Raw genomic sequence first — 26,700 nt, forward strand, 5'->3', positions numbered from 1 at the left:
TCAGGTTGTTAATTTTTAGGGATGAGACAAATGAACGGGTTTAAATAGCGGGGTCAGTTTGGAAATATCAACGCTCTTTTCTGCTTTATTGAGGCTATAAGTTTCTTGCAGTTTTGATAACCAAATCAAACAACGTCACTAATGATTTTCGATGCCCATATGCTAACATAATGAGAAATTTGTTATTTTACAATTACGGATATCATAAATAATAACTTATATAAACAGTTTCATATTATATTTTCAAGGAGATATATGAAAAATGCAGCGCAAATTGTGAATGAGGCTTTAAATCAAGGAATTACTCTGTTTGTTGCTGATAACCGATTACAATACGAAACTAGCCGCGATAGTATTCCAGCAGAATTGCTCAGTGAATGGAAAAATTATAAACAAGAGTTGATTGACTTCCTGAGCCAGATCGATGCAAAAGAAGAAACTCAAACATATCAATTACAGAATATCCAACGTAATGGCAATGCAGAACATTATCCACTCTCATTTGCTCAACAACGCCTGTGGTTTATCGACCAACTTACCGAAGGTAGCCCTCAATATAATTGTCCCGGATATTTGAGATTACGGGAACAACTGAATTTCAACGCTTTTAAGGCTGCTGTAAAAACGTTGCTTGAGCGTCATGAAGCGCTACGTACCCATATTAAAATTATTGATAATGAGCCACGGCAAGCCGTCACACATTCCTATGATTTACCCATTACACTACATGATCTGACAGCATTCTCTGAAACTGAGCAAGAATTTCAAGTCAAAAGATTCAGTAAAGAAGAAGATAACTTGGTTTTTAACCTCAGTACTGATTTGATGTTGCGTATTCGCCTGATAACGCTGGCTGAAAATGATTATGTGATTATCTATACAATTCACCATATTGCCTGCGATAGCTGGTCAATAGAAATCTTTATCAATGAACTTATCACCTTATATCGCGCGTATAATAAAGGAGAAATAACCCCATTACCGCCACTTAAAATCCAATATACCGATTATGCTCAATGGCAACGAAATTGGCTGCAAGGTGATATTCTGCAAAAACAACTGGATTATTGGCAAACCCAATTATCAGGTATTTCTCCACTTCACCGTCTTCCAATGGATAACCCACGACCAGAGAAACAGAGTTTTGAGGGGCATCTTAATGATCAACATATTTCAAAGGATTTGGCACAAGAAATCAGAGCATTATGTCACCAACATGAAGTCACACTATTCATGTTTCTGGAGACAGCCTTTGCCTTATTGTTGAGTCGTTACAGTAATGAAAAAGACATTCTGGTCGGAACACCACTTGCAGGGAGAAGACACCATGATATTGAGCCTTTGATTGGCTTTTTTGTTAACTCTCTGGTGATCAGAACGGATTTATCCGGCCAGCCCACTTTCAGTGAGTTATTAAAGCAGAACAGTCGTACTATTCTGGATGCTTATGCACATCAAGATCTGCCATTTCAAATGCTGGTAGAAAAAATAAGTCCGGGACGAAACTTAAATTATAACCCTATATTCCAAATCGCTTTTACTCTGGAGAATACTCAGCGTGATACGATACTGGCGCGGGATAGTAATATTGAGTTTGAAGAACGTCTGCTTTTGAAAGTCCGATTTGATTTGGAAATTCATATTTATGAAGAAGAGGAGGGAGGATTGTCCCTTTTATGGGTTTATGACAGCAGCTTATTTAAAAGTATTACTATTGAAAGATTACTCGCCAATTATGAAACCTTGCTTGCTAATATTGTTAGTGTAATGAAGCCATGTATTGGCTCCGATCTGATACACAGGGAACCCTCTGTCCATGACATTCCACTATTAGCAGAGGCTGAAATACACACTTTATTACATAAATGGAATGGCCTACAGGATCATAGTCAGCATGGCGGCTGTTTTCATGAGCTGTTTGAGGAACAAGCTGCCCGACATCCTGAAAAAACAGCAGTTATTTTTGATGGTAATTCATTAAGTTATCAGGAGTTAAATAAACAAGCTAACCAACTCGCTCACTACTTGACAGAACAAAAGATCAAACCAGAAACATTGATCGCGCTCTGTATTCCTCGTTCAATACGCGCTGTAGTGGCATTATTGGGGATTATTAAAGCAGGGGGGGCTTATTTGCCGTTAGATCCCAGCTATCCGAAATCCCGCCTTCAATATATGTTAGAACACAGCGGAGCTGAGTTCATTCTGACCGAAATAAATCTGATAGAAAAACTCCCAATTAGCCAGCAGAAAGTCGTCTGTTTGGATACTGAGACAATACAATCACAATTGCAGCACATGCCTACGGACAATATCGCTGAACGCCTATTCCCACTAACGGAAAATAATCTGGCTTACGTCATTTATACTTCGGGTTCTACTGGTAAACCGAAAGGGGTTATGTTGGAACATAAGGGGTGGGTAAATCTGGCACTTTCACAGGCGGGTTTATTTGGTGTTGATTCATATAGCCGGGGATTGCAGTTCGCTTCCTGGAGTTTTGATGCCATGATCTTAGAAATATCTATGACACTGGCGTATGGAGCAGCGCTTTATTTAATTTCACAAACCCAACAGCATACCCCTGAATGCTTGGATGAATTAGTTGACAAACACCAGATTACCCATGCTGTATTACCACCAGCTTTGCTGCCTTACCTGGACTTTAACAAGTGGCGTTCCGTTTCAACCTTGCTTTTAGCGGGGGAAGCAGTACCCCCACAGATCGCTGTTCGTTGGTCACAGGACAGAAAACTGTTCAACGTATATGGCCCGACAGAGTGTACTGCCATTGTGACTTCGGGCTTATTAACTGATGACAAAATTACGATTGGGAAACCATTGCCCAATATTGTTATCCGGATTCTTGATCCATCAGGCAATCTGGTACCTATTGGTGTTGCGGGGGAATTATATATTGGTGGCATCCAACTGGCACGCGGGTACTTGAATGCTCCTGAAACAAACGCAACGAAATTTATTACTGATTCGACGGACACATCCCAATCCCAACGTTTATACCGAACGGGAGATTTAGCCCGTTGGTTGCATGATGGTAGTGTGGAATTTATTGGCCGGGTTGACTCTCAAGTCAAGATTAGAGGATTCAGGATTGAGTTGGGAGAAATCGAAACTGCACTGGCCGGACATGACGTCTTAAGCAGTGCTGCGGTTATTATTTATGGGAACGATAACAGCAAGAGATTGATTGCCTATGTTTGTCCAACCAAAGCCTGGTTGGATAAAAAAGGGCTGAAATTTAATACCGATAACGCTTCTCAATCCTCCGATATTAAAGCTGAACTTTCAGAGCAACTTGAATCAGCACTGAAAAAACAATTACCAGAATATATGGTTCCAAGCCTTTATATTCCGCTAGAGCAAATGCCACTCACGTTAAATAACAAAGTGGATAAAAAAGCGTTGCCTATTCCAAATGAAAACGATTTCCGTCAACAAGGTTATATCGCGCCAAGAAATGAAGTGGAGAAAAAAATCAGTCGGTTTTGGCAAGAAGTGTTGGGCGTTAGTCAAGTCAGCATTTATGACAACTTTTTCGTGCTGGGTGGTCACTCTCTTCAGGCAACCCGCCTTATCAGCTTAATACGCAATGATCTAAACATTGAAATACCGTTGAGCAGTGTCTTTGAACATCCAACACTTGAGCGATTAGCACGAATCGCCACGATTCATCAGGTTAAAGAAAAAAGAAAGCATCTCCAAGCTGGACAAGAGACAACACAGGAACTATTGGAAGGTGATATATGAAAAATGCAGCACAAATTATCAATGAAGCTTTAAATCAAGGGATTACTCTGTTTGTTATTGATAACAAACTGAAATATAAAACCAGCCGAGACTGCATTCCGCCGGAATTGCTCAGTGAATGGAAACAGCATAAACAAGAATTGATTGATTTCCTGAAGCAAATTGATTCAGAAGAGGATACGGATACTCACCGACTGCAAGGTATTCCGCGTTATGATCGTGCGGAACATTACCCACTTTCATTTGCTCAACAGCGTTTGTGGTTAATCGATCAACTAACCGAAGGCAGTCCTCAGTATAACTGCACAGGTGATTTCAGGTTGAGAGAGTCGCTCAATTTCAAAGCTTTTGAGGCTGCTATCGCAACATTGCTTGAACGCCATGAATCGCTACGTACTTGTTTCAAAATTATTGATAATGAGCCGCGGCAGGTTATCACTACTTCTTATGATTTGCCTATTACAATACATGATCTGTCCACACTTTCAGAATCTGAGCAGGAACAACAGGTTAAACAACTTGGTGAGCAAGAGTGGAAACAAGTTGTGAATCTCAGCACTGACCTGATGCTGCGTATTCGGTTGCTAAAATTAACAGATAATGATTATTTCGTTCTCTATACGATTCATCATATCGCCTGTGATGGCTGGTCGCTGGCAATCTTTATCAATGAGCTGCTTACATTATATCGTGCTTATTGCCAAGGTGAGGATAATCCTCTGCCACCATTACAAGTTCAATATACTGATTATTCCCAATGGCAACGGGATTGGCTGCAAGGTGATATTCTGCAAAAACAACTGGATTACTGGCAAAAACAATTATCAGGTATTTCTCCACTTCACCGTTTTCCACTGGATAATCCACGACCAGAAAAACAAAATTTTGAAGGGAATGTTCATCCACAACGTATTTCAAGAACGTTGACCCAAGAAATACGAGCACTGTGTGCCAAACATGAAGTGACGTTATTTATGTTTCTGGAAACGGCTTTTGCTGTGTTGTTGAGTCGTTACAGTAGTGAAAAGGATATTCTGGTTGGCATGCCACTGGCAGGACGAAGACACCGTGACACTGAGTCTTTGATTGGATTTTTCGTCAATTCACTGGTGATAAGAACGGATTTATCCGGTCAGCCTACATTCAGTGAACTATTAAAACAAAATAGTCGTACGATCCTGGATGCTTATGCACATCAAGACCTGCCTTTTGAGATGCTGGTGGAGAAAATCAGTCCAGAACGGAATTTAAATTATAATCCTATTTTCCAGATCATGTTTGCAGTACAGAATAATCAACGGGATACAACTCTGGAGCAGGATAGCATTGTTACATCTAAAGAGCGTTCTCTTCTGACCACCCGATTTGATTTGGAAGTCCATATCTATGAAGAAGACGAAGGTGAGTTATCCATTGGGTGGATCTCTGACACCAACCTGTTCAGAAATGCGACCATTAACAGATTAATCGCCAATTACGAAATTTTGCTGACCAATATTGTTGATACGATGAAGCCTCATGCTGGTATCAGCGAGCCGTCCGTGCATGGCATTCCATTATTGGCAGATGCTGAACGGAATACCTTATTGCATGAGTGGAGCGGGCCACAAATTCCTTATCAGACCGGGAAATGTTTCCATGAACTCTTTGAAGATCGGGTATCACAACACCCTGAAAAAAATGCACTGATTTTTGGTGATGACACCCTGAGCTATCAGTCATTAAATGAACAAGCTAACCAATTGGCACGCTATCTGCTCGAACAGGGGATCATACCGGACACGTTGGTTGCACTTTGCATACCAAGGTCATTGCAAGCTGTTGTAGCATTATTGGGTATTCTTAAAGCGGGTGGCGCTTATGTACCGTTAGACCCCAGTTATCCGAAAGCCCGCCTCCAATATATGTTGGATCACAGTGAAGTCGAATTCATCCTGACCGAAATTCACCTTGTTGAAAAACTGCCAATCAGCCAGCAGAAAGTTATTTGTCTGGATACAGCGATAGTACAGTCTCAGCTACAACATATGCCTACAGATAATATTACTGAGCGCCCATTTCCGCTGACGGAAAATCATCTGGCGTATGTGATTTATACTTCCGGCTCTACCGGTAAACCGAAAGGGGCGATGCTGGAACATAGAGGGTGGGTTAATCTGGCATTCTCGCAAGCAGATTTATTTGGCATTGATTCACATTGCCGGGGATTGCAGTTTGCCTCCTGGAGTTTTGACGCCATGATCTTAGAGATGTCTATGACATTGGCCTATGGAGCAACACTGTATTTGATTTCCGAAACCCAACGGCGTTCCCCTGAATTGTTGGATGAACTCGTTGAAAAACATCAGATAACCCATGCTGTACTACCACCAGCACTGCTTCCTCATCTGAATTTTAACAAATGGCGTTCTGTCTCAACTTTGCTTTTAGCGGGTGAAGCAGTACCACCACAGATTGCTGTTCGTTGGTCGCAGAATAGAAAACTGTTTAACGTATATGGCCCGACAGAATGTACATCCATTGTCACCACAGCTTTACTCACTGACGAGAAGATTACGATTGGGAAACCTTTGCCTAACGTTGTAATGCGTATTCTTGATCCGGAAGGTCATTTGGCTCCGATGGGAGTTATCGGGGAACTGTATATTGGTGGTGTTCAGTTAGCACGTGGTTACCGAAACTCACCGGAAATCACAGCAAGGCAGTTTATCTGTGATCCATTCAGCCCACACTCAACGGATGGCTGGGAAAACAGGCTTTATCGAACTGGCGATTTAGTGCGCTGGACACCGGATGGTCAGTTGGAATTTATCGGCCGTGTTGACTCTCAAGTTAAGATCCGTAGTCACCGCATAGAGTTGGGTGAAATCGAAACAGTTTTGTCTGGGCATGATGCTTTAAGTAGTGCTGTTGTGATCGCTTATGGTCAAGATGAAGATAAAAAACTCATTGCGTATATCTGCCCAAGTACAGAGTGGTTAGGTGAAAAAGCCGTTGAATTTAACGCAAGCAGCGTTGAAAACTGGACAGAAATTTTTGATGAGCAGTACCGTCAACCCATAACGGGTAGTATTCAAAAAGAAAGCACTCAGAAAGAAAATACCAGTGATGCAGTCGCATCAGACAGTGATTTCGGTGGTTGGATGAGCAGCTATACTGAACAGCCGATTGCCCTTGAGCAGATGGAGGAATGGTTAGCAGGAATCATGCACAGGATTAAAGCCCTGCATCCTCATCGCTTACTGGAAATCGGTTGTGGTACCGGATTATTGTTGTATCGCTATGCTGAACGGTGCGAATCAGTGGTGGCTACCGATATTTCGTCTGAGGTTTTAAATCGGCATCAACATATTCTGCAACAACGTGGCTGGTCACATGTGCAGCTCAGAAGAGGGGATGCACTCAACTTAGGAACATTGAGTGCTGATGAATTTGATACTGTCGTGATTAACTCTGTTGTTCAATATTTCCCCAATGTTCAATATCTGGAAAAAGTACTTGAACAGTTAATACCGGCGGTTGAAGCGGGTGGGAAAATTTTGCTGGGAGATATCCGCAACTTAGATCTATTAACCGCCCATGCTACAGCGATAGAACAAAGTCATCTTAACGGGCAGCGTATTCAGGTAGGGACGCTGGCGAACCGTATTCAGCGGCGTTTACAACAAGAACCCGAGTTTTTACTCAGTCCAACTTATTTTGCCCAATTACCGGAACGTTACCCTGAAATTGGCCGGGTTGATATTCTGGTTAAACGTGGCATCGGCGACAATGAAATGTTGCGTTATCGTTACGATGTCATCTTACATAAAATAGATGAAAATACCAAACTTTGTAATAAATTGCTTTTAAATTGGCATAATTTCGATTCTTTTGAAAGTCTGCGTAATTTGTTACAGATGGGCACAGAGGGTATATTTGGTGTTTCAGGTATCCCCAACGCCAGAATTAAAGATGACCTCACTTTGGCAGAAGGGCTGCGTCACTGGTCAGCCAATCAGATGATGACACCACCAGCAAATGCCGGCAGTTTATCCCCACAGGTATTACAACAGGTTCAGGAATTCGAATCCTTACTGCAATACGCTGAACAATGTGGTTATCAATGCGGCGTTACGTGGTCACAACAGCAACCTGATTTGCTAGATGTGATTTTTAGTCGTGGAGAGCTACCACCTGTACAGGCACGTACTGACTACAATCAAACCCATTTAACTAATTATCCACAAATTTCGGCCGTTAGTGGGGAACTTTCAGAATTACTCGAATCCGCACTGAAACAGCAACTGCCAGAATATATGGTTCCAAGTCTCTATATTCCACTGGAACGAATGCCACTTACATTAAATAACAAAGTGGATAAAAAAGCGCTACCGATCCCAAATGAAGACGATTTACGCCGACAGAACTATGTGGCGCCACGAAATGAAATAGAATTTAAAATCAGTCAGTTATGGAAGAGGTTATTGAATGTCAGTCAAGTAGGCATCTATGACAATTTCTTCACATTGGGTGGACATTCACTTCAGGCAACCCGCCTTATTAGTTCAATACGTAACGAATTAGAAATAGAAGTTCCGTTGAGAAGTGTTTTTGAACACCCGACACTTGAGCAGCTATCACAGGTTGTCACTATTCATCTTATCAAAGAAAAAAGAAAACATTTCCAGGCTGGGAAAGAAGCAGCACAAGAACTATTGAAAGGTGATATATGAAAAATGCAGCGCGAATTGTCAATGAGGCTTTAGATCAGGGAATTACTCTGTTCGTTACTGATAACCGTTTACAATATGAGACCAGCCGCAGCACTATTCCACCAGCCTTGTTCAGTGAATGGAAACGGCATAAACAGGAGTTGATTGATTTTCTGAACCAGCTCAATTCAGAAGAGCAAACTCAAACGCATCACTTTTTGCAAGATATTCAGCGTGATGGCAAAGCAGAACATTATCCGCTTTCATTTGCCCAGCAACGACTATGGTTTATTGATCAACTGGATGGAGGTAATCCCCAGTATAACTGTATGGGGGATTTCAGGCTGCGGGAATTCATTAACATAAAGGCGTTTGAAGCAGCCGTTAAGACATTACTTGAACGCCATGAAGTATTACGTACCCATTTTAAAATAATCAATAACGAACCGCGGCAATTTATTGTCACTGATTACGATTTACCGATTGCACATTATGATTTATCTGCGTTGTCTGAAACTGAGAAAAACGATCAGGTAAAACAAATTGGTAAGGAAGAAGAAAATCTAATTTTCAACCTTAATACAGATTTGATGCTACGCATTAGGTTAATAAAATTGGCAGCAAATGATTACCTCATCATTTATACGATACATCATATCGCCTTCGATGGCTGGTCGATGGCGATATTTCTCCATGAATTTTTCACGTTATACAAAGCTTATAGCCAGGGTAAAGTAAATCCGCTACCGCCGCTGAGAATTCAATATTCTGATTATGCCCAGTGGCAACAGGGCTGGCTGCAAGGTGATATGTTGAAAAAACAGCTGACATACTGGCAGAATCAGTTAGCCGGAATTTCACCAGTCCACTGTGTGCCGCTGGATAATCCACGTCCGGAAAAACAAAATATCGAAGGACGTTTTCAGATACAACGCATTTCCTCGCGTCTGACCCAAGCAATCAGGGGACTGTGTGCTAAACATAACGTTACTTTATTCATGTTCCTGGAAACGGCTTTTGCTGTGTTGATTAGTCGTTACAGTAATGAAAAAGATATCGTGATAGGAACGGGACTGGCAGGGCGAAGACATCATGATATCGAACCGTTGATCGGCTTTTTCGTTAATTCACTGGCTATCCGAACAGACTTATCCGGTCAGCCTACTTTTAGTAAACTCTTAAAACAAAACAGTCGTACTATTCTGGATGCCTACGAGCATCAAGATCTGCCATTTGAGCTGGTGGTAGAAAAGCTTAATCCGGAACGAAGCTTAAATTATAATCCTATATTTCAGATTATCTTTGCGGTACAGAACAACCAGCGTGATACAACGCTGGAACAAGATAATATTACGGATTTTGGAGATAACTTACTTAAAACGACTCGGTTTGATTTGGAAGTCCATGCTTATGAAGAAGCACAGACAAACGAATTATCTATAGTATGGGTCTCAGATACAAGTCTGTTCAACAGTAGTACCATTGAGAGATTGATCGCCAATTACGAAACCTTGCTCTCAGGCATTGTTGAGGTGATGACGAATGATTCGGTTAGTAAAGAACCGTCCATTCATGATTTGCCAATCTTGTCTGAGGCGGAAAAACACATCTTATTACATGAATGGAACGAGCCACAGGAACATGGTCAGCAAGGACATTGCTTCCATGAACTGTTTGAAGAACAGGTGGCACTGAACCCTGAAAAGACTGCGCTGGTTTTTGGTGAGGAAACCTTAAGTTATCAGTTAGTTAATGCTCAGGCCAATCAATTGGCACATTACCTGATTGAGCAAGGTATCCAGCCAGATACCTTGGTTGCAATTTGCCTTCCCCGGTCGTTGCAAACGGTGATTGCACTGCTGGGCATCCTCAAAGCCGGTGGAGCTTATGTGCCTTTGGATGCCAGTTATCCGCAAACCCGCCTGCAATACATGCTGGAGCACAGCGGGGCTGAATTTATCCTGACCGAAACACCGCTGGTTGATAAATTGCCTATCGGTCAGCAACGCGTTATTTGTCTGGATACCGAAACGGTACAGTCACATGTACAAAATCTACCCACTGGCAATATCGTTCATCGTTCAGTGCCCCTGACAGAAAATCATCTGGCCTATGTTATTTATACCTCTGGCTCTACCGGCCGACCAAAAGGAGCGATGTTGGAGCACAAGGGCTGGGTGAATCTGGCACAAGCACAAGCCACATTATTTGGTGCGGATGCTGATATTCGCGGGTTGCAGTTTGCTTCTTGGAGCTTTGACGCTGCAGTGTTGGAAATGGCAATGACCTTGGCCTATGGTGCCACATTGTATTTGGTTTCAGAAACACATCGCCATTCGCCTGAATGGTTGGATGAGATGGTTGAAAAACACCACATTACCCATGCCGTGCTCCCGCCGGCGCTGTTGCCTCATTTGAATTTCAACAAATGGCGCACAGTGTCAACCTTGTTGTTGGGAGGGGAAACTGTGGCGCCGCATATTGCTGCGCAGTGGTCGCAGGGAAGAAAGCTGTTTAACGTTTATGGCCCAACAGAGTGTACCTCGATTGTGACCTCCGCCTTATTAACAGCAAATAAGCGCGTGACGATTGGAAAACCGTTGCCGAATACCGTGATGCGTATCCTGAATTCCGACGGTAATCTGGCGCCTCTTGGGGCTATTGGGGAACTGCATATCGGCGGCATGCAACTGGCACGTGGTTACCGAAATGCACCGGATATCACGGAAAAACAGTTTATTCGTGATCCCTTCAGTACCAACCCGGCAGACCGACTTTACTGTACTGGTGATTTAGTACGCTGGACGCCGGAAGGGGAGCTGGAATTCATTGGCCGTTTGGATTCGCAGATCAAAATTCGCAGCCATCGCATTGAATTGGGGGAAATTGAGTCGGTGTTGGCGGGGCAGGAGATTTTAAGTAATGCTGTCGTGATCGCTGATGGCGATGACAGTGAGGACAGGAAACTCATTGCTTATGTTTGCCCGAGTACGAATTGGCTGGCGGAGAAAGCAGCCGCTTTTAATGCAGATTACCTTGAAAGCTGGACAGATATCTTTGATGGTCAGTATCGGCGGGAGATAACAGAAAATATTGCTACCGATAAAAGCGATGACGATAGTGATTTGGGTGGTTGGATGAATAATTATACCGAACAGCCGATGGCATTGGACCAAATAGAAGAATGGCGAGCGGGTACTATGCGGCGGATTGAATCCCTGCACCCCAGCAGCTTATTGGAAATCGGCTGTGGGTCGGGCTTATTGTTGTATCGCTATGCTGAGCGGTGCGAATCAGTATTGGCTACTGATATTTCAGCGGAGGTATTGACACATCACCAGAAAATTTTGCGGCAGCGTGGCTGGTCACACGTGAAGCTAATCAGAGGGGATGCACTGAATTTAGGCACAATCACGCCTGATCAGTTCGATACCGTTGTGATTAATTCCGTTGTTCAATACTTCCCCAACATTCAATATCTGGAAAAAGTCATTACACGGTTATTGCCTGCGGTTAAAACCGGAGGAAAAATTCTGCTGGGAGATATCCGTAACTTAGATTTGTTAACTGCACATGTAACAGCCATCGAGAAAAATCGCCTGAATGGGCAACGTATTTCGGTGGGTACACTGGCAAATCGCATTCAACGGCGTCTACAGCAAGAAAAAGAGTTTTTACTGAGTCCAACCTATTTTGCACAATTGCCGACGCGTTACCCTGAAATTGGAAGAGTTGATATTTTGGTTAAACGTGGTGTTGGTGACAATGAAATGCTGCGCTATCGTTATGAAGTGATATTACATAAGTGCGATAAAAATGCGGAATTATGTTGCAATTTACCCATAGCCTGGTGCGATTTTAATTCTATTGAAGATCTTTGTAATGAGTTAGAGGCAGGGAAATTCGATACATTTGGTGTTTCAGGTATTCCTAATGCCCGTATTAAAGATGATTTTGATTTAGCGGAAGGGCTACGCCATTGGCCATCTAATCAGATTGTTTTTCCACCAAAAGATGTTCGCGGTTTTTCGCCAGAAGCCGCAGAGCAAGTTTTGGCACTCGAATCCTTACTCCAGTATGCGGAACAGTGCGGCTACCAGTGCGAACTTACATGGTCACAGCAGCAGCCTGATTTACTGGATGTGATTTTCAGCCGTGGTGAATTACCTCAAGTGCAGGCACGTTCAGAGTACAGCCAAACGTATTTAGCTAATTATCCGCAACTTCCTGCTATTAGTGGAGAACTTGCAGAGCTACTGGAATCCGCCTTGAAAAAACAACTGCCTGACTATATGGTGCCCAGTCTCTATATCCCATTGGAACGCATTCCACTGAATTTGAATAATAAAGTGGATAAAAAAGCGTTACCTATTCCGGATGAAAATGACTTACGCCGTCAGGCTTATATTGCACCGAGAGATGAAATCGAGGAAAAACTCTGTCAGTTATGGCAAGAACATCTAAAAATCAATCAAATTGGTATTTATGATAATTTCTTCTCACTCGGTGGTCACTCACTCTTGGCAGTTAAGATAACCGCTTCCATAAGAAATACTTTAACCAATAATTTCAGTATGCATCAGCTATTTGCAAATCCAACCATTGCACAGATTGCAAGTGTGATTCGTAACAGTCATAAGCACGAAATATCTGCACCGAAGACAACACACAATATATCTGATCACAATACATTTGATGGAAAAATGCCTATTTCTTATTGTCAGAAAATGTATTGGTATTTTGTTCAAGAAGCGTTGTTGGAGGACAGTTTCCACGTACCCGTTACTTTGTTGATGGAAGGAGAACTGAATCACAGTGCGTTGGAAAAAAGTTTAAATACCATTTTGGAGCGACATGAAAGTTTACGTTTTAAGTTTTATAAAGAAAATGAGCAGATTTTCATGCAGCCTGATAACAGTATGAAAATTAATCTTCAAGTTATCGAAGCGTTACCAAAAGGAATAGAGAGAGAACAAATTATTATTGAAATTAACAAGCTCTGGGAAGAGAAATTAAGAACACCTTTTGATGTTTATAATGGCCCGCTAATCAAGACATTCCTACTGCCTGTTTCGGAAACAATCACCGTATTATTCATTGATGTACACCATATTATTTCCGATGGGTGGTCTATCAATATCATTATGAATGAGTTTAAACAATTATATACGGATTATTCACAGGGGAAAAAAAACACATTGCCACCAGTTGCTATGCAATATTCTGGTTATGTTTATGACTTGCAAGAAATCCATGCGACTGAGGTAGCTGAAAAACAAATTAAATTTTGGCAACAACAATTTGCTGATGTTAATCCAGAACGCGATTTTCCAGTTTCTTTCAGAAAACATCTGGCCTCAAAATATCGGTCTGATGCCCGTCATATCAAAATACCTGATTCGCTGGATAAAGCTGTTTTGCAATATTGTGAAATTCATAAGATCACACCTTATATGTTATTTATGGCTTTATTCCACACTTGTCTTTTTATGTACTCCGGTGAATCACAACATATTGTTACCTCACCAAAAGCTGACCGAACTCGCATAGAAAGCCATCAAACGATAGGGTTATTCTTGGGTGACTTGATAGTAAAATCAAATATCAGTAAGGAAATGAGCCTACAAGAAATTATTAAGCAGGTTAGTCAGTCTATTCATCGCGCCATAGAGAATTCTAATATCCACATGTCTGTCGTGATTGACGTGGTGGGAGAAAAGGCGAGGGATAATATATTTAACGTTCTGTTTAACTATTTGGATATACAGAATTTCTATGATTTTATCGACATGTCTAAAGATGAAAAATTATCACTGCCAAATCTTGATGTGAAAGTGATAGATACCGAAATAATTCCTTTTGAATCACTTGGGATGAATTTCTTATACATGCCACAAAATATCAAGTGTGAACTCAATTACAATCCGGAACTGTATACAGAAGCAATTATTGATAGGATGGCTAAATATTATGAACGATTACTCAATGTCATCGTATCCGGTCAAGAAAAAGAGAGCATCAGTCAGTTTTATGGTTAAATTTTTCTGAGGCATGAAGAGATTGGCTTCAGGGATGAGGCTAATCGAATAACAGCGAGTCATTGGCGGAGTTTGTTTGCATATTGAGGGTTAATTCCAGCAGGAACACCTTTTTCAAAAGCATTTTATCACTCAGTTCTAAATGGATAAACTTTACAGGTACAGTGAATAGTCATATTCTACAGAAAGTTACAAAGCGTACTATTTTGTTTTTAGTTGAGAAGAATTAAAATACATTATCTTTTCTTATACTGTAACCTGTGAGTTTTTAGACCTCAACTGACAGTTTTATGTATATTTAACAGGTGTTATTTGAGGTTAGGAGAATCTCCTGGGATGCTTTTTACCGTTGGAAAAAGGATTATGTTGCCAAAGGAGGAAAAGGGTTTATTAATAGTAAACCATGCCCGGAAAACCCGGCTGCCCGCGTTGCCGAACCCTTGGTCGAGGGTTCTCATCCCTCCCTGCATCGGGGAATATATAAGTAAAAAGCCCAGGTGTTTAACCTGAGCTTTTCTTTAAATTCTGGCGGTGAGGGAGGGATTCGAACCCTCGATACGTTTTCACGTATACACACTTTCCAGGCGTGCTCCTTAAGCCTCTCGGACACCTCACCGTGTTTTCTCTTTGCAGTAACTTTGTTTGATATCGTCGCTGCAACGGGGCGCTACTATAGGGAAAAGCATTACAAGCGTCAACACTCTTCTAATACTTTTCGTTGGTTTTTTGATTAACTAGCTAAATAACCGTCAATTCGATGAATTGATGCCCATCTGACGTTGTTGAAGTAAACCAATGCAAGTTTTTTGATAAGAAAAAAATGAATTCGTTAACTACTTAACATTCTCAACATTTTCATAAAGATGATTAACAAAGGGGCTTGTAACCTGCTATTAATCAGATAACCCTGTATAAAAAATAAAATAGGATAAATAATCATGGATATTATCTTTTACCACCCTTTTTTTGATGCCGCTCAGTGGATTCAAGGCATGCAGCATCGACTGCCGAATATTAATATCCGTCAATGGAAACGAGGCGATAATGATCATGCAGATTATGCAATGGTTTGGGCGCCTCCCTATGAAATGCTGGCAAATCGCTCCGGATTAAAGGGGATTTTTACCTTGGGAGCAGGAGTAGAGGCCATTTTGAAGCAGGAACAGCAAAGACCAGGGATGTTGCCCGCCGGTGTGCCATTAATGCGGCTTGAAGATGCAGGTATGGGATTACAAATGCGGGAGTATGCGGTAGCAACGGTTTTACATTACTTACGCCGCATGGATGAATATAAGCTGCAACAAGGGCAGAAAATGTGGAAACAACTCGAATCACATGATCGCCGGGATTTTGTGATTGGTGTGTTGGGAGCTGGGGTTTTGGGACGCAGTGTTGCCGAGACGCTGGTTGAGTTTGGTTTTACTGTACGCTGCTGGAGTCGTACTCCGAAGCAGATTAATAAGATAGACAGTTTTTACGGAAAAGATCAATTGGGCGATTTTCTCTCTGGCAGTAAAGTGCTTATTAATTTATTGCCTGATACACCGCATACCCGTGGCATTCTGAATTTATCGCTGTTTCGTCAGTTAAAACCGAAGTCCTATCTGATTAATCTCGCACGAGGCTCTCATTTGATAGAACATGATCTATTGGTAGCGATTAATAAAGGCTATATCGCGGCGGCTTCATTGGATGTATTTACTGAGGAACCATTGCCGGAAATGCATCCATTCTGGACTCATCCTCGTATAACGGTGACTCCACATGTTGCTGCTATTACTATTCCCAATATCGCTATGGATAAGGTTAGTGAAAATATTCAGCGGATTGAAAAGGGTGAATTACCCATGGGTGTTGTGGATATTAAACTGGGATATTAACCGTGTCTCTTTACAGTAAGGTCGGTTATTGGGGACAATAGCGGCAAAATAGCGATTTATTTGGAAAATGAGATGAATGAATTTTCAATGATCTGCCGCATCTTAGGGACTTTGTTTAACCGCCCGCCACAAGATCCGGTTCTGCAACCACTTCTGGCTATGATTGTGGAAGGTAAATTGAAGCAATCCTGGCCTTTAGAGCAGGATGCTTTGCTGGATCGCTGGCAACAGAGCTGTGAGTTGCCGGCAATAACAACGGATTATACTGCGCTGTTTTGTGGTGATGATGCCAGTGTGCCAGCTTGTCGTTCTGACTATACTGGGGAAAGTGAAAACGATATTCGTCAGTTTCTGACTGAACGCGGTATGCCGTTGTCACATGGGCCGGTTGATCAGTTTGGTTCTCTGTTATTAGCGTCTTCATGGCTGGAAGATCAGGCGGCAGAAGACGAAGTTCAGGGGCAAATTATGTTGTTTGATGAGTATCTTCTGCCGTGGTGTGGGCAATTGCTGGGAAAGGTGGAAGCCCACGCAACAACCGGTTTTTACCGGACATTGGCGATGATCACCCGTGAAGCGTTGCAGGCGTTACGGGAAGAGTTGGATTCTTAGTTTGCAACGGATGAAAAGGCAAATAATTGACGATTATTTGCCTTTTCTGCAATATCTCGATAAAAATTATTTATCGGTCAGCATGATAACAAATTTGCCAGGTTTGACTTCTAACCCTTTTGCCAATTTTTTGGCGGCGGCTTCCGCTTTGCTGTGCTCCGGTTTCAATACATAAACGGGGTGAATATCAAAGAAAGAGCTGAGTGATTTATTCAGATAAGGAACCAGCGCGTTAATCGGTTTTTCCATTTTCTCCGGTATGATTTGATAATCAACGATTTCTAATTCTTTCAGAAAAATAGCGCCTTTTTCTGGATCAAATACCGGTTGCGCTTTTAATGTCAGCTTCATATCCGCTTTAGCCGGGCCAAGCAGGGAGGCAATATTGACTTTTGCCTGACCGGTTAATGCTATTTTATCGGGTTCTGTCCGGCCAATTTGGCTGGACAGTTCTGTCAGTACTATATCTGCGTTGGCGATACCATGTAATTCAATTTGTTTCTGGTAATGGACATGTTTCGCCAGATAGCCGTTAATCAGCTCTTCGCTGATACTGAAATCTTTGAATTGATCGCAACTACTGACTAACCCGGCCAGCAGCAATACTGCCCCCAAGAAAAATTTTCTCATATTGACTCCTTTTATTTTGAAGGGCAGATTTTACATCATTAACTGCCACTAAGCATGGCGGATTCAATTTTACGCTGGTTAAATTGGCGGTGCAGTGCATACAACGTGATAAAGCCAATAACGCCTAACAGGATCCAGGGCAATTGCGGCATGTTTAGTGTATGACCGGTATCATACAACCAACCGCCACCGGTATAACCCAAAGCGCCACCCAGTGCCAGACCGAGGCGGCTAAAGCCCATATAACTGCCACGGGCGCGGGGATCGGCTAATGAAGCGCTTAATGTCTCACGGGCAGGTTCGGCGATGATTGTACCAAGGTAGAACAGGCAGATAATGCCAAACAGCGTATTGATTTCACCAATCAAACCTATCGGGAACATGCTCAAACTCATCAGGAATAGCCCTGCCATCAGGCGCTGTTCCAGCCGGAAACGTTTTTCGCTCCAGCGGGCGATTGGATAAAGTAAAGTCAACGAAAGTGTCGCTTCAATGGCGTACATCCACTTCACCGCAGCGGGCGTTCCGGCGATTTCATTGACGATAATTGGGAACATCAGCATTACCTGTACAGATAGCATAAAGTAACCGGTCAGTGTCAATACATAAGTGAAGAAGCGGCGATCTTTAATGACGCGTCCCATACCTTCCCAGATTGGCGTACGGGTAGTGGAAATCCGGTATGCAGGTAGTAACCAGGCATTCCAGGCCGCTGCCAAAACGAAAATAACAGCACCTGTCCAGCAGACAAGATGGAAATCATATTGCAACAGCCAGCTACCAATCAGCGCACCGACAACAGCACCTGCGCTGTCTTGCATTAGCAGCAGAGAATAAAAACGGCCACGCTCATGAGGGCGGGTCAGTTTGATAACCAGTGCGGTCCGTGGTGGATCAAATAAAGTGCCGCCTAATGCGGATAATATGCAGGCAAGCCATAAGATCCACGGCTCAGTGGCTAATGCAATTAAAGCAAAGCCAAGGGCGCGCAACAGCATCCCGGTGACAATCATCGGTTTTGCGCCAAAGCGGTCGGCAATTGCGCCACCGAAAATGCCCAAACCTTGTTGTACAAATTGCCGCAAACCAAGGGCAAAACCGACAACCAGCGCAGCCCAACCCAGTTGTTCAACAAAATGTATTGATATTAAGGGAAAAACGACGAAGAAGCCCAGAACGACCAACAAGTTATCAAATAACAAGAAGTACTTACCCAGGCTACGTGCTTGCGAAACCAGTGACATTGTTCACCATTGGAATATTAAGAAGAGGAGAATAATACAATTCTCCTATATTCTGTACTTAATTTAATTGTTAGGGTAGGGATTTATAGATAATATTTTTTTATCGTAAGTGGATGGCTGTCAGGTGTATTTTACAGATAATAACTTAAATTTTTAATGGATAAATTAGGCATAGCTAGGGAGAAATCATGTTTGGTTATCGTTCCACTTTACCGAAGGTTCGTCTGATAACAGAACGAATGGTGGTGCGTTTGGTGTACGAGCGGGATGCTTATCGTTTAGCTGAGTATTATTCAGAAAATCACGAATTTCTTAAACCTTGGGAACCGACCCGCGATAACAGCCATTGTCAGCCTTCTGGTTGGACAAACCGATTGAATTTAATCACGGAAATGCAAAGACAGAGTGCAGCTTTTCATTTCTTGCTGCTTGATCCGAATGAAAATGAAGTTATTGGTGTGGCGAATTTCAGTAATATTTTGCGCGGTGCTTTTCATGCTTGTTATTTGGGATATTCTCTTGGTGAAAAATGGCAGGGGAAAGGGCTGATGTATGAGGCATTGCAGCCAACCATTCGTTATATGCAGCGTCAGCAGGGTATGCATCGGATTATGGCTAACTATATGCCTGATAATCATCGTAGTGGTAAGTTGTTGGAACGATTGGGTTTTGAGCGTGAAGGATATGCAAAGAAATATCTGATGATAAATGGAATTTGGCAGGATCATGTATTAACCGCACTGACAGATGAAAAATGGAATGGAAAAAGCTGATGATCAGATTGTACTGCTAGATAAACAAGGAACTGCCTAGTTACAAAGTTATAGCGGAACTTAAATTACAGTCTCGTCGTAAGCCCCATCATGGGGGTTTTGCTCATTAATGAACAAACAGATGTAGAGAGAAGGAGGGAAATGTAACTTGAAAGATGGTGTTTCCTCATACCTTATTTTTGACCCTTTTTTCTCAGTTAATTATAACTTATTGATTTATTTAAGAGATTAGCATCTGTTAAAAAAAAGGGTTTTTCTCCTTTTTGTCATTTTGCTCTTTAATAATCAAGAGATTAAAGTTAATATTCAACAAGGTTCACTGCCGTACAGGCAGCTTAGAAATGATTAAATTCAGCTTCAATGAGTTGATTTATTTGACGCACTGACTTCGGTTGGTGCGTTTTTTTGAGCATGATTTTGAGATAAATACGATGAATTTATTGAAATCGCTGGCTGCGGTCAGTTCTATGACCATGTTTTCCCGGGTTTTGGGCTTTATCCGTGATGCCATTATTGCCCGTATATTTGGGGCAGGTGCAACAACGGATGCTTTTTTTGTTGCATTTAAATTACCTAATCTGTTGCGCCGTATTTTTGCAGAAGGCGCATTTTCTCAGGCATTTGTGCCGATTCTGTCTGAATATAAAAATCAGCAGGGAGATGAAGCGACCCGGACGTTTATTGCCTATGTTTCCGGTATGCTGACGTTAATTCTGGCGGTTGTTACGGTGCTGGGTATTTTAGCTGCACCATGGATGATTTATATTACTGCGCCCGGTTTTACCGATGCTGCGGATAAATTTGCTCTGACAACAAGTCTGTTAAGAATTACTTTTCCCTATATTTTTCTGATATCACTGGCTTCGCTGGCAGGGGCGATATTAAATACCTGGAATCGGTTTTCTGTACCGGCTTTCGCCCCGACGTTGCTTAATATCAGCATGATTGTGTTTGCGCTATTTGTCGCCCCTTATTGCAATCCACCGGTGATGGCGTTGGGTTGGGCGGTTGTTGCCGGCGGTATTTTGCAACTTGTCTATCAGCTTCCTCACCTGAAAAAAATTGGAATGCTGGTATTACCGCGTATCTCTTTCCGTGACAGTGGCGTATGGCGGGTTATCCGGCAGATGGGGCCGGCGATCCTTGGGGTTTCAGTCAGCCAGATTTCATTAATTATTAATACGATTTTTGCCTCATTTCTGGTATCCGGTTCTGTGTCATGGATGTATTACGCTGACCGTTTGATGGAATTGCCTTCCGGTGTATTGGGCGTTGCTCTTGGAACAATTCTTTTGCCTTCACTGGCGAAAAGTTTTTCCAGTGGTAATCATGAGGAATACACTAAACTGATGGATTGGGGGCTTCGGCTCTGTTTCCTATTGGCACTGCCTTGTGCTATTGCGCTAGGTATTCTGGCAAAACCTTTGACGGTTTCCCTTTTCCAATATGGTAATTTCACTGAATTTGATGCGGCAATGACTCAGAAGGCATTAATTGCTTACTGTTTCGGGCTGATGGGGATAATTATTGTCAAAGTGTTGGCACCGGGTTTTTATTCCCGTGGAGATATTAAAACCCCAGTGAAGATTGCAATTGCGACTTTAATTCTGACTCAGTTAATGAATCTGGCTTTTGTTGGTCCACTGAAACATGCTGGGTTGGCGCTTTCTATCGGTTTGGGAGCCTGTTTCAACGCCAGTATGCTTTACTGGCAATTACGCAAGAAAAATATTTTTAAGCCGCTGGTGGGGTGGGGCACTTTCTTATTTAAACTGATTGTGGCAATTGCAGTAATGGTTGCAGTATTAGCTGTTACTTTGTGGTTAATGCCGGCATGGGAACAGGGAAATATGGCTATGCGTCTGTTGCGGTTAATGATAGTGGTTATTGGCGGGGCAGGTAGTTATTTTGCTGCATTGATGCTGATGGGTTTCCGGTTGAAAGATTTCGCCCACCGCGGTTTATAGTAAGTTTAGGTATCCCGGCGGTTATTCTCGGATCAAGCCGCGTTTGAGTTTCGGAGACTGCTGGGATATTAATTTTCATAATAAGGTTTTTATTTGATTTTATTATGGTGTTTCTGCTAATCGCATTATCGATTGTTTAATATAGTAAATTATTCCATTTTTTATAAAGTTCTCCCTGCTATATATTCTCGTTGTTGAAATATTAATAATTAAGTGATATTTCAGATGTTATGATCACTTAACTTAATAATGTCTGAATGAAAAGTTAATTGTGCGTTCCTGGTCATGTTTTTTCATGAAAATATAAGTAATCCTGTTATAAAACACAATTATCATATGGGCTATATTTGTTATACTAAATAGCTGATCTGAATGCGATTTGGAACAGTTATTGGATTAATTTTAGCAGATAAATAATACCGAGATGAATATTTAATCATCTTAAAAATAAATAATTGGCATCGTCCAGTGTTCAGTGGATTATTCATAAGTCATAGATTAACCTGCTGACCTTGATAGATTTAATTGAGTGGGAAAAATTTATGTGGTTTGAAAAGTTAAGTCGTGTCCAATCAGGTAAAATTGATCATATCTTATTTTGTTTTCCTTATGCGGGTGGCTCGGCAGAAGTTTTTCGTAGCCTGAGTATTTGTCTGGCGAAAAATATCGCGGTATATGCATTACAATTGCCGGGTGGTGGCAGTCGTTTTGGTGAAGCGTTAAGCCGGGATATGGAAAAAATTTTGCAGGCTGTACATGGGGAAATGAAACGTCTGATTAATGGTAGCCGATTTTCTTTATTTGGGCACAGCAACGGCGGTTTGTTTGCATATGAATTGGCTAACCGGTTACATAATGAGAACCAATCTCCGGCAAACGTATTTATCTCCGCAGAAGCCGCTCCGCATATTACCAATTTTAAAGAAGATCCATTTGATTTTTCTGATGCACAATTGGGTGAGCTGTTGGCAAAATACGGTGGAACGCATGATGAGGTCATCAATAATGAAGATTTCAAAGCGATATTTTTTCCTATTATCCGTAATGATTTATCGCTTAATTACCATATGAAACATTATTTGCGGCAAAGGCAAAGTGTATCTGAACTCGTTTTGATTCATGGGCGAGAGGATAAAACTATGTCAAAAGAGGATATGCTGGCGTGGGAAAACTACACTTGTGGTGGTGTTGATATTCACCTCGTCGATTCCGATCACTTCTTTATCCAGCATATACCGAAAGTGGTTGCGAATATCATTCATACCAGAATTTCGTTGAACACCAAACAAGAAGGTGCCGTGACTGTGTAGTCCAAACTTTAATCGGCGTGATAAGGCAATATCTGCCTGTATCACGCCAATTTTCAGAGAAAGCAGAGATTATACGGTTACATCCGCTCTACTGTTTCAATCCCCAATGTATTCAGACCTTGCTTCAGTGTCTTCGCGGTCAGCAAAGCCAGTTTCAGGCGGCTTTGGCGCAGTGCTTCATTTTTGGCATTCAGGATCTGACAGTGTTCATAGAAACCAGAGAACAGACCGGCTAAATCGTACAGGTATGCACACATAACATGTGGCGTACCTTCATGGGCGACGGTGGTGATAGTCTCTTCAAATTGTAACAAACGGGTCGCCAGAGCTTGTTCACGATCCTCGTTTAGGGTAACCGGTAAAGTCAGGCTGCTTTCATCAATATCGGCACGTTTGAAGATAGAAGCCACGCGGGTATAGGCATATTGCATATAAGGCGCGGTGTTGCCTTCAAAGGCGAGCATATTATCCCAATCGAAGATGTAATCTGTCGTACGGCTCTTGGAGAGATCGGCATATTTCACTGCGCCAATACCGACAGCTTCAACCACCTTTTTCAGTTCATCTTCTGGCATATCCGGGTTTTTCTCACGGATAAGTTTATCGGCACGTTCAATGGCTTCATCTAGCAAATCAGTCAACCTGACAGTGCCGCCGGCACGGGTTTTGAATGGCTTACCATCTTTACCCAGCATCATGCCGAACATATGGTGTTCCAGTGACATGGTTTCTGGTATATAGGCCGCTTTACGAACGATGGCCCATGCTTGCATCAAATGCTGATGTTGACGGGTATCAATATAATAAAGAACGCGTTCAGCATGCAGGGTTTCATAACGATATTTTGCACAGGCAATATCTGTTGTGGTGTAAAGATAGCCGCCATCCTTTTTCTGGATAATCACGCCCATCGGTTCACCTTCTTTGTTTTTAAACTCATCAAGGTAAACCACGGTTGCGCCATCACTTTCTACCGCCAGACCTTTCTGTTTCAGATCAGTGACAATACCGGGCAGCAGATCGTTGTACAGGCTTTCCCCCATCACTGCATCTTGAGTCAAAGTGACATTCAGACGGTCATAGGTTTGTTGGTTCTGGGCCATAGTGATATCCACCAGTTTGCGCCACATCGTACGACAATACTCATCACCGCCTTGTAGCTTCACCACATAGCCACGGGCACGGATCGCAAACTCTTCATCTTCATCATAGTTCTTTTTCGCTTCACGATAGAAAGCTTCCAGATCCGCCAGTGCCATATCACCGGCATTTTCGTTCTGCATTTTCTCCAGATAGGCAATCAGCATACCGAACTGAGTTCCCCAATCACCAACGTGGTTAGCGCGGATAACCTTATGGCCGAGGAATTCAAGAGTACGGACTGCGGCATCACCAATAATCGTGGAGCGCAGATGACCAACATGCATCTGTTTAGCGACATTAGGTGCCGAATAATCGACAACGATAGTTTGCGCTTCGACTGGAGTAACGCCCAATTTCTCATCTTTCAGTGCAGTTTCGATACTCGCTGCAATCCAGGTTTTATCAAGAAAAATATTGATAAAACCGGGGCCAGCGATTTCAACTTTACTGGCAATACCTTGCAGATCCAGCAGGCTAACAACTTTTTCTGCCAGTTGTCGGGGCGGCATACCCACTTTTTTAGCGGCGGCCATCACACCATTGGCCTGATAGTCACCAAATTGCGCTTTCGCGGATTGACGGACGTGAGCTTCGCTGTCGGCTGGAACACCTGCTGCAATCAGCGCCTGGCTGACTTTTTCTGAAAGAATCGCCTGAATATTCACCTGGTTACCTTAAATTACGAAATGAGAAGAAATAAAGTAAGTATAGTACCGTAAAAACACGCGAATTCGGATAAAAAGACGAAAAATGTATAGCAAATACCATGATCAAGTAAAGCCCTGCTGTTGTTACTGTTTAGCTATAGGATGAGAAGACAAAAAACGTGTTAATGTATTTTCTTAAAAAATCGTTAATAATTTTAGCGAAAGAGCAGAAAAAATAAGAACTAGTTTGTAAGATAAAGGTCAAAATATTGCTTGTCTGTGATGTGTTCCCCGTGTTCACGGGGATGAACCATATAATATAGATTTGGTTGTTAAAAATAAGGAATGAGTTCCTCGCATTGGCGGGGATAAACCGGTGATATTTACTGTGATGATAAAAAAACACAGTACGGATTATTTAACGGTGTGGCTATGATTAGAGTTAGTTGAATCGTTAATAAGTAATGACAAAATGGGTTTCAAATTGTAATGTTTTGAAAAGAAATGTCAGTATGAATGCAATAATAACATAATGATGAACCACATTATAATCGTAGAGTATGTTGTGATTAACCTATTTGGTTTTTTCCTGGCAGGAATGTAATTCAATGATTAATGGAATGACCAGGTATATAAATCGTAATGGATGGTGGGGTGAATATATTATTGGTTAATAATCAATATGTTGAATTGATTTTATTATGATAATAATTTAGTGGCAGATGGGTGAATTAGAGGTTTTTTGTTTACAGGGTCTTTTGATCAGTTGGCTGATTTAACGATACCTATACTTTGCTTAAATGGAAGCCTGAATTCTTTTTATATTTATAGCGTATTATTATCAATTTGCTTTTGTAAATTTTCAAATAAGTTCTTGCACTCTGATGATGATTTAATAATTATTGTCTAAACTTTGTTATATGGTCGAATATGAAAGAATATCATCAGATACCCTTTGTCGTTATCAACAGGGATTAACTGATTAATGTTTGTTTCTTTTGCTTTTGGCCTATCCGGCTTCTTGTGTGGGATATATCTCACGATTGGCAATGAGATATTCACTTCATTTACTTGATGTGAACATTCTTCAGTTTTAAATGAGAAAGCCTTATGGGATTTTCACTGCGTTATATCTGGGCCGTGTGTTGTATTCACGTTAAAAGAAGGAAATAAAACCAATGGGTATATCCGATCCGCGTCTGTGTTTCGATTGTAAGCGGTTTTTGAAAAACTGGGTAGAATTTCAGGGAAGAGATGCTGTTACCCCATCCGGTAACACTGTATATCGCTGCTCAACCTTTGGCGGATGAAATGGAACAGCGTCCGTTGCGGGAAATACGCGGTGAAGAGGCTTCGGTGGTGAAGCCGAAGGCCATCAATATCGCTATGTGACTATCGGGCAGATCAGTGATGGGTTGCCGGTGATTGAAGGATGGGATCCCAAAGATATTCCACCTCCGTATCATTTTTCGAACCCGGAGCCAAAAGGCTATGAAGTTCATCCGTTAAATCGACGTTATGTACTGGAAGTGTGCCCGTTTCGGGCTTGGGTCTTACAACTGCATCATCAGAAAGAGTATTCCATTGTCAATGTACATAACCAGTGTTTGATGAGTGTGCTGGCTTATGCCGATGGTGATGTCAATGTAGAAGATATTGAAACATATGGCAATGCTAAAATTAAATGGTTGAGGACATATCGTCCTTTTCTCAGCGGAATACCTTGTCGGCATCCCATTGCGAGGATACTCCGCACCATCGTGCTCGAATCCTTGCTGGAAGCGTTACTGAATTGGGTCAATGAGCAGCGTGAACAGGCGGAAACCCCTCATTGCCTTTGACGGTAAAGTCTTGCGCCGGGCCTACCGCCATGATGCAAAAAACGCCTTTCAGGTTGTCACCGCTTATGACACAGAGAATGGCTTGGTCTTGTGTCAAAAAGCCACGGAGCACAAAAAAGGGGAAATCGCGATGGGGCGGCAACTGTTGGATAT

General features: G+C 42.1%; 11 protein-coding genes, 1 tRNA gene and 2 pseudogenes. 10 read left to right on the forward strand and 4 right to left on the reverse strand.

Annotated features, from left to right (window positions below):
• Window positions 1-255 precede the first annotated feature (255 nt).
• From C5470_RS09525 to C5470_RS09535, 3 genes are read left to right on the forward strand one after another with little or no spacing between them, the layout of a single operon-like run.
• On the forward strand, window positions 256-3,768 hold the full coding sequence (locus C5470_RS09525) for a non-ribosomal peptide synthetase (protein ID WP_166288174.1): 3,513 nt from the start codon (window positions 256-258) through the stop codon (window positions 3,766-3,768).
• The gene (locus tag C5470_RS09530) at window positions 3,765-8,483 is read left to right on the forward strand and encodes a non-ribosomal peptide synthetase (RefSeq protein ID WP_242687871.1); all 4,719 of its coding nucleotides are present in this window, start codon (window positions 3,765-3,767) and stop codon (window positions 8,481-8,483) included. Before C5470_RS09525 ends, C5470_RS09530 begins: the two co-directional genes overlap by 4 nt.
• Complete coding sequence (locus C5470_RS09535; RefSeq protein WP_166288177.1) at window positions 8,480-14,500, forward strand: non-ribosomal peptide synthetase; 6,021 nt, start codon at window positions 8,480-8,482, stop codon at window positions 14,498-14,500. The genes C5470_RS09530 and C5470_RS09535 overlap by 4 nt, the downstream gene beginning before the upstream one ends.
• 526 nt (window positions 14,501-15,026) lie before the next feature.
• Here C5470_RS09535 and C5470_RS09540 read toward each other — a convergent pair.
• Window positions 15,027-15,116, reverse strand: a tRNA-Ser gene (locus C5470_RS09540).
• Window positions 15,117-15,438: 322 nt separating this feature from the next.
• On the opposite strand from C5470_RS09540, the gene ghrA reads away from it, so the two are divergent.
• Together ghrA and C5470_RS09550 are read left to right on the forward strand one after the other, a co-directional pair.
• Entirely contained in the window at window positions 15,439-16,380 is a 942-nt protein-coding gene (gene ghrA / locus C5470_RS09545; RefSeq protein ID WP_166288180.1) for a glyoxylate/hydroxypyruvate reductase GhrA, read from the forward strand.
• A 72-nt stretch (window positions 16,381-16,452) separates the two neighbouring features.
• Window positions 16,453-16,992, forward strand: a complete 540-nt coding sequence (locus C5470_RS09550; RefSeq protein ID WP_166288183.1) for a TorD/DmsD family molecular chaperone — start codon at window positions 16,453-16,455, stop codon at window positions 16,990-16,992.
• Window positions 16,993-17,058: 66 nt separating this feature from the next.
• Here C5470_RS09550 and C5470_RS09555 read toward each other — a convergent pair whose 3' ends face one another.
• Window positions 17,059-17,622, reverse strand: a complete 564-nt coding sequence (locus C5470_RS09555; protein WP_166288186.1) for a lipoprotein — start codon at window positions 17,620-17,622, stop codon at window positions 17,059-17,061.
• A 38-nt stretch (window positions 17,623-17,660) separates the two neighbouring features.
• Complete coding sequence (gene mdtH, locus C5470_RS09560) at window positions 17,661-18,866, reverse strand: multidrug efflux MFS transporter MdtH (RefSeq protein ID WP_166288189.1); 1,206 nt, start codon at window positions 18,864-18,866, stop codon at window positions 17,661-17,663.
• A gap of 188 nt (window positions 18,867-19,054) precedes the next feature.
• On the opposite strand from mdtH, the gene rimJ reads away from it, so the two are divergent.
• The 3 genes from rimJ (at window position 19,055) to C5470_RS09575 (ending at window position 22,916) form a co-directional block, all read left to right on the forward strand.
• Complete coding sequence (gene rimJ, locus C5470_RS09565) at window positions 19,055-19,639, forward strand: ribosomal protein S5-alanine N-acetyltransferase (protein WP_166288192.1); 585 nt, start codon at window positions 19,055-19,057, stop codon at window positions 19,637-19,639.
• Between the two features lie 431 nt (window positions 19,640-20,070).
• Window positions 20,071-21,606, forward strand: coding sequence for a murein biosynthesis integral membrane protein MurJ (gene murJ / locus C5470_RS09570; protein ID WP_166288195.1), 1,536 nt, complete (start codon window positions 20,071-20,073; stop codon window positions 21,604-21,606).
• Window positions 21,607-22,148: 542 nt separating this feature from the next.
• The gene (locus C5470_RS09575; protein WP_166288198.1) at window positions 22,149-22,916 is read left to right on the forward strand and encodes a thioesterase II family protein; all 768 of its coding nucleotides are present in this window, start codon (window positions 22,149-22,151) and stop codon (window positions 22,914-22,916) included.
• A 77-nt stretch (window positions 22,917-22,993) separates the two neighbouring features.
• Here the strand turns inward: C5470_RS09575 and argS are convergent, their stop codons facing one another.
• Entirely contained in the window at window positions 22,994-24,724 is a 1,731-nt protein-coding gene (argS, locus tag C5470_RS09580; protein WP_166288201.1) for an arginine--tRNA ligase, read from the reverse strand.
• A 1,160-nt stretch (window positions 24,725-25,884) separates the two neighbouring features.
• On the opposite strand from argS, the pseudogene C5470_RS23935 reads away from it, so the two are divergent.
• Window positions 25,885-26,358, forward strand: a pseudogene (locus C5470_RS23935) (lipase family protein); the annotation flags it as partial.
• Window positions 26,356-26,700 (forward strand): annotated as a pseudogene (locus tag C5470_RS22460) (ISAs1 family transposase); the annotation flags it as partial. The pseudogenes C5470_RS23935 and C5470_RS22460, both read left to right, overlap by 3 nt.

It is taken from the genome of Photorhabdus stackebrandtii (genome assembly GCF_011189495.1).
GTDB lineage: Bacteria > Pseudomonadota > Gammaproteobacteria > Enterobacterales > Enterobacteriaceae > Photorhabdus > Photorhabdus khanii.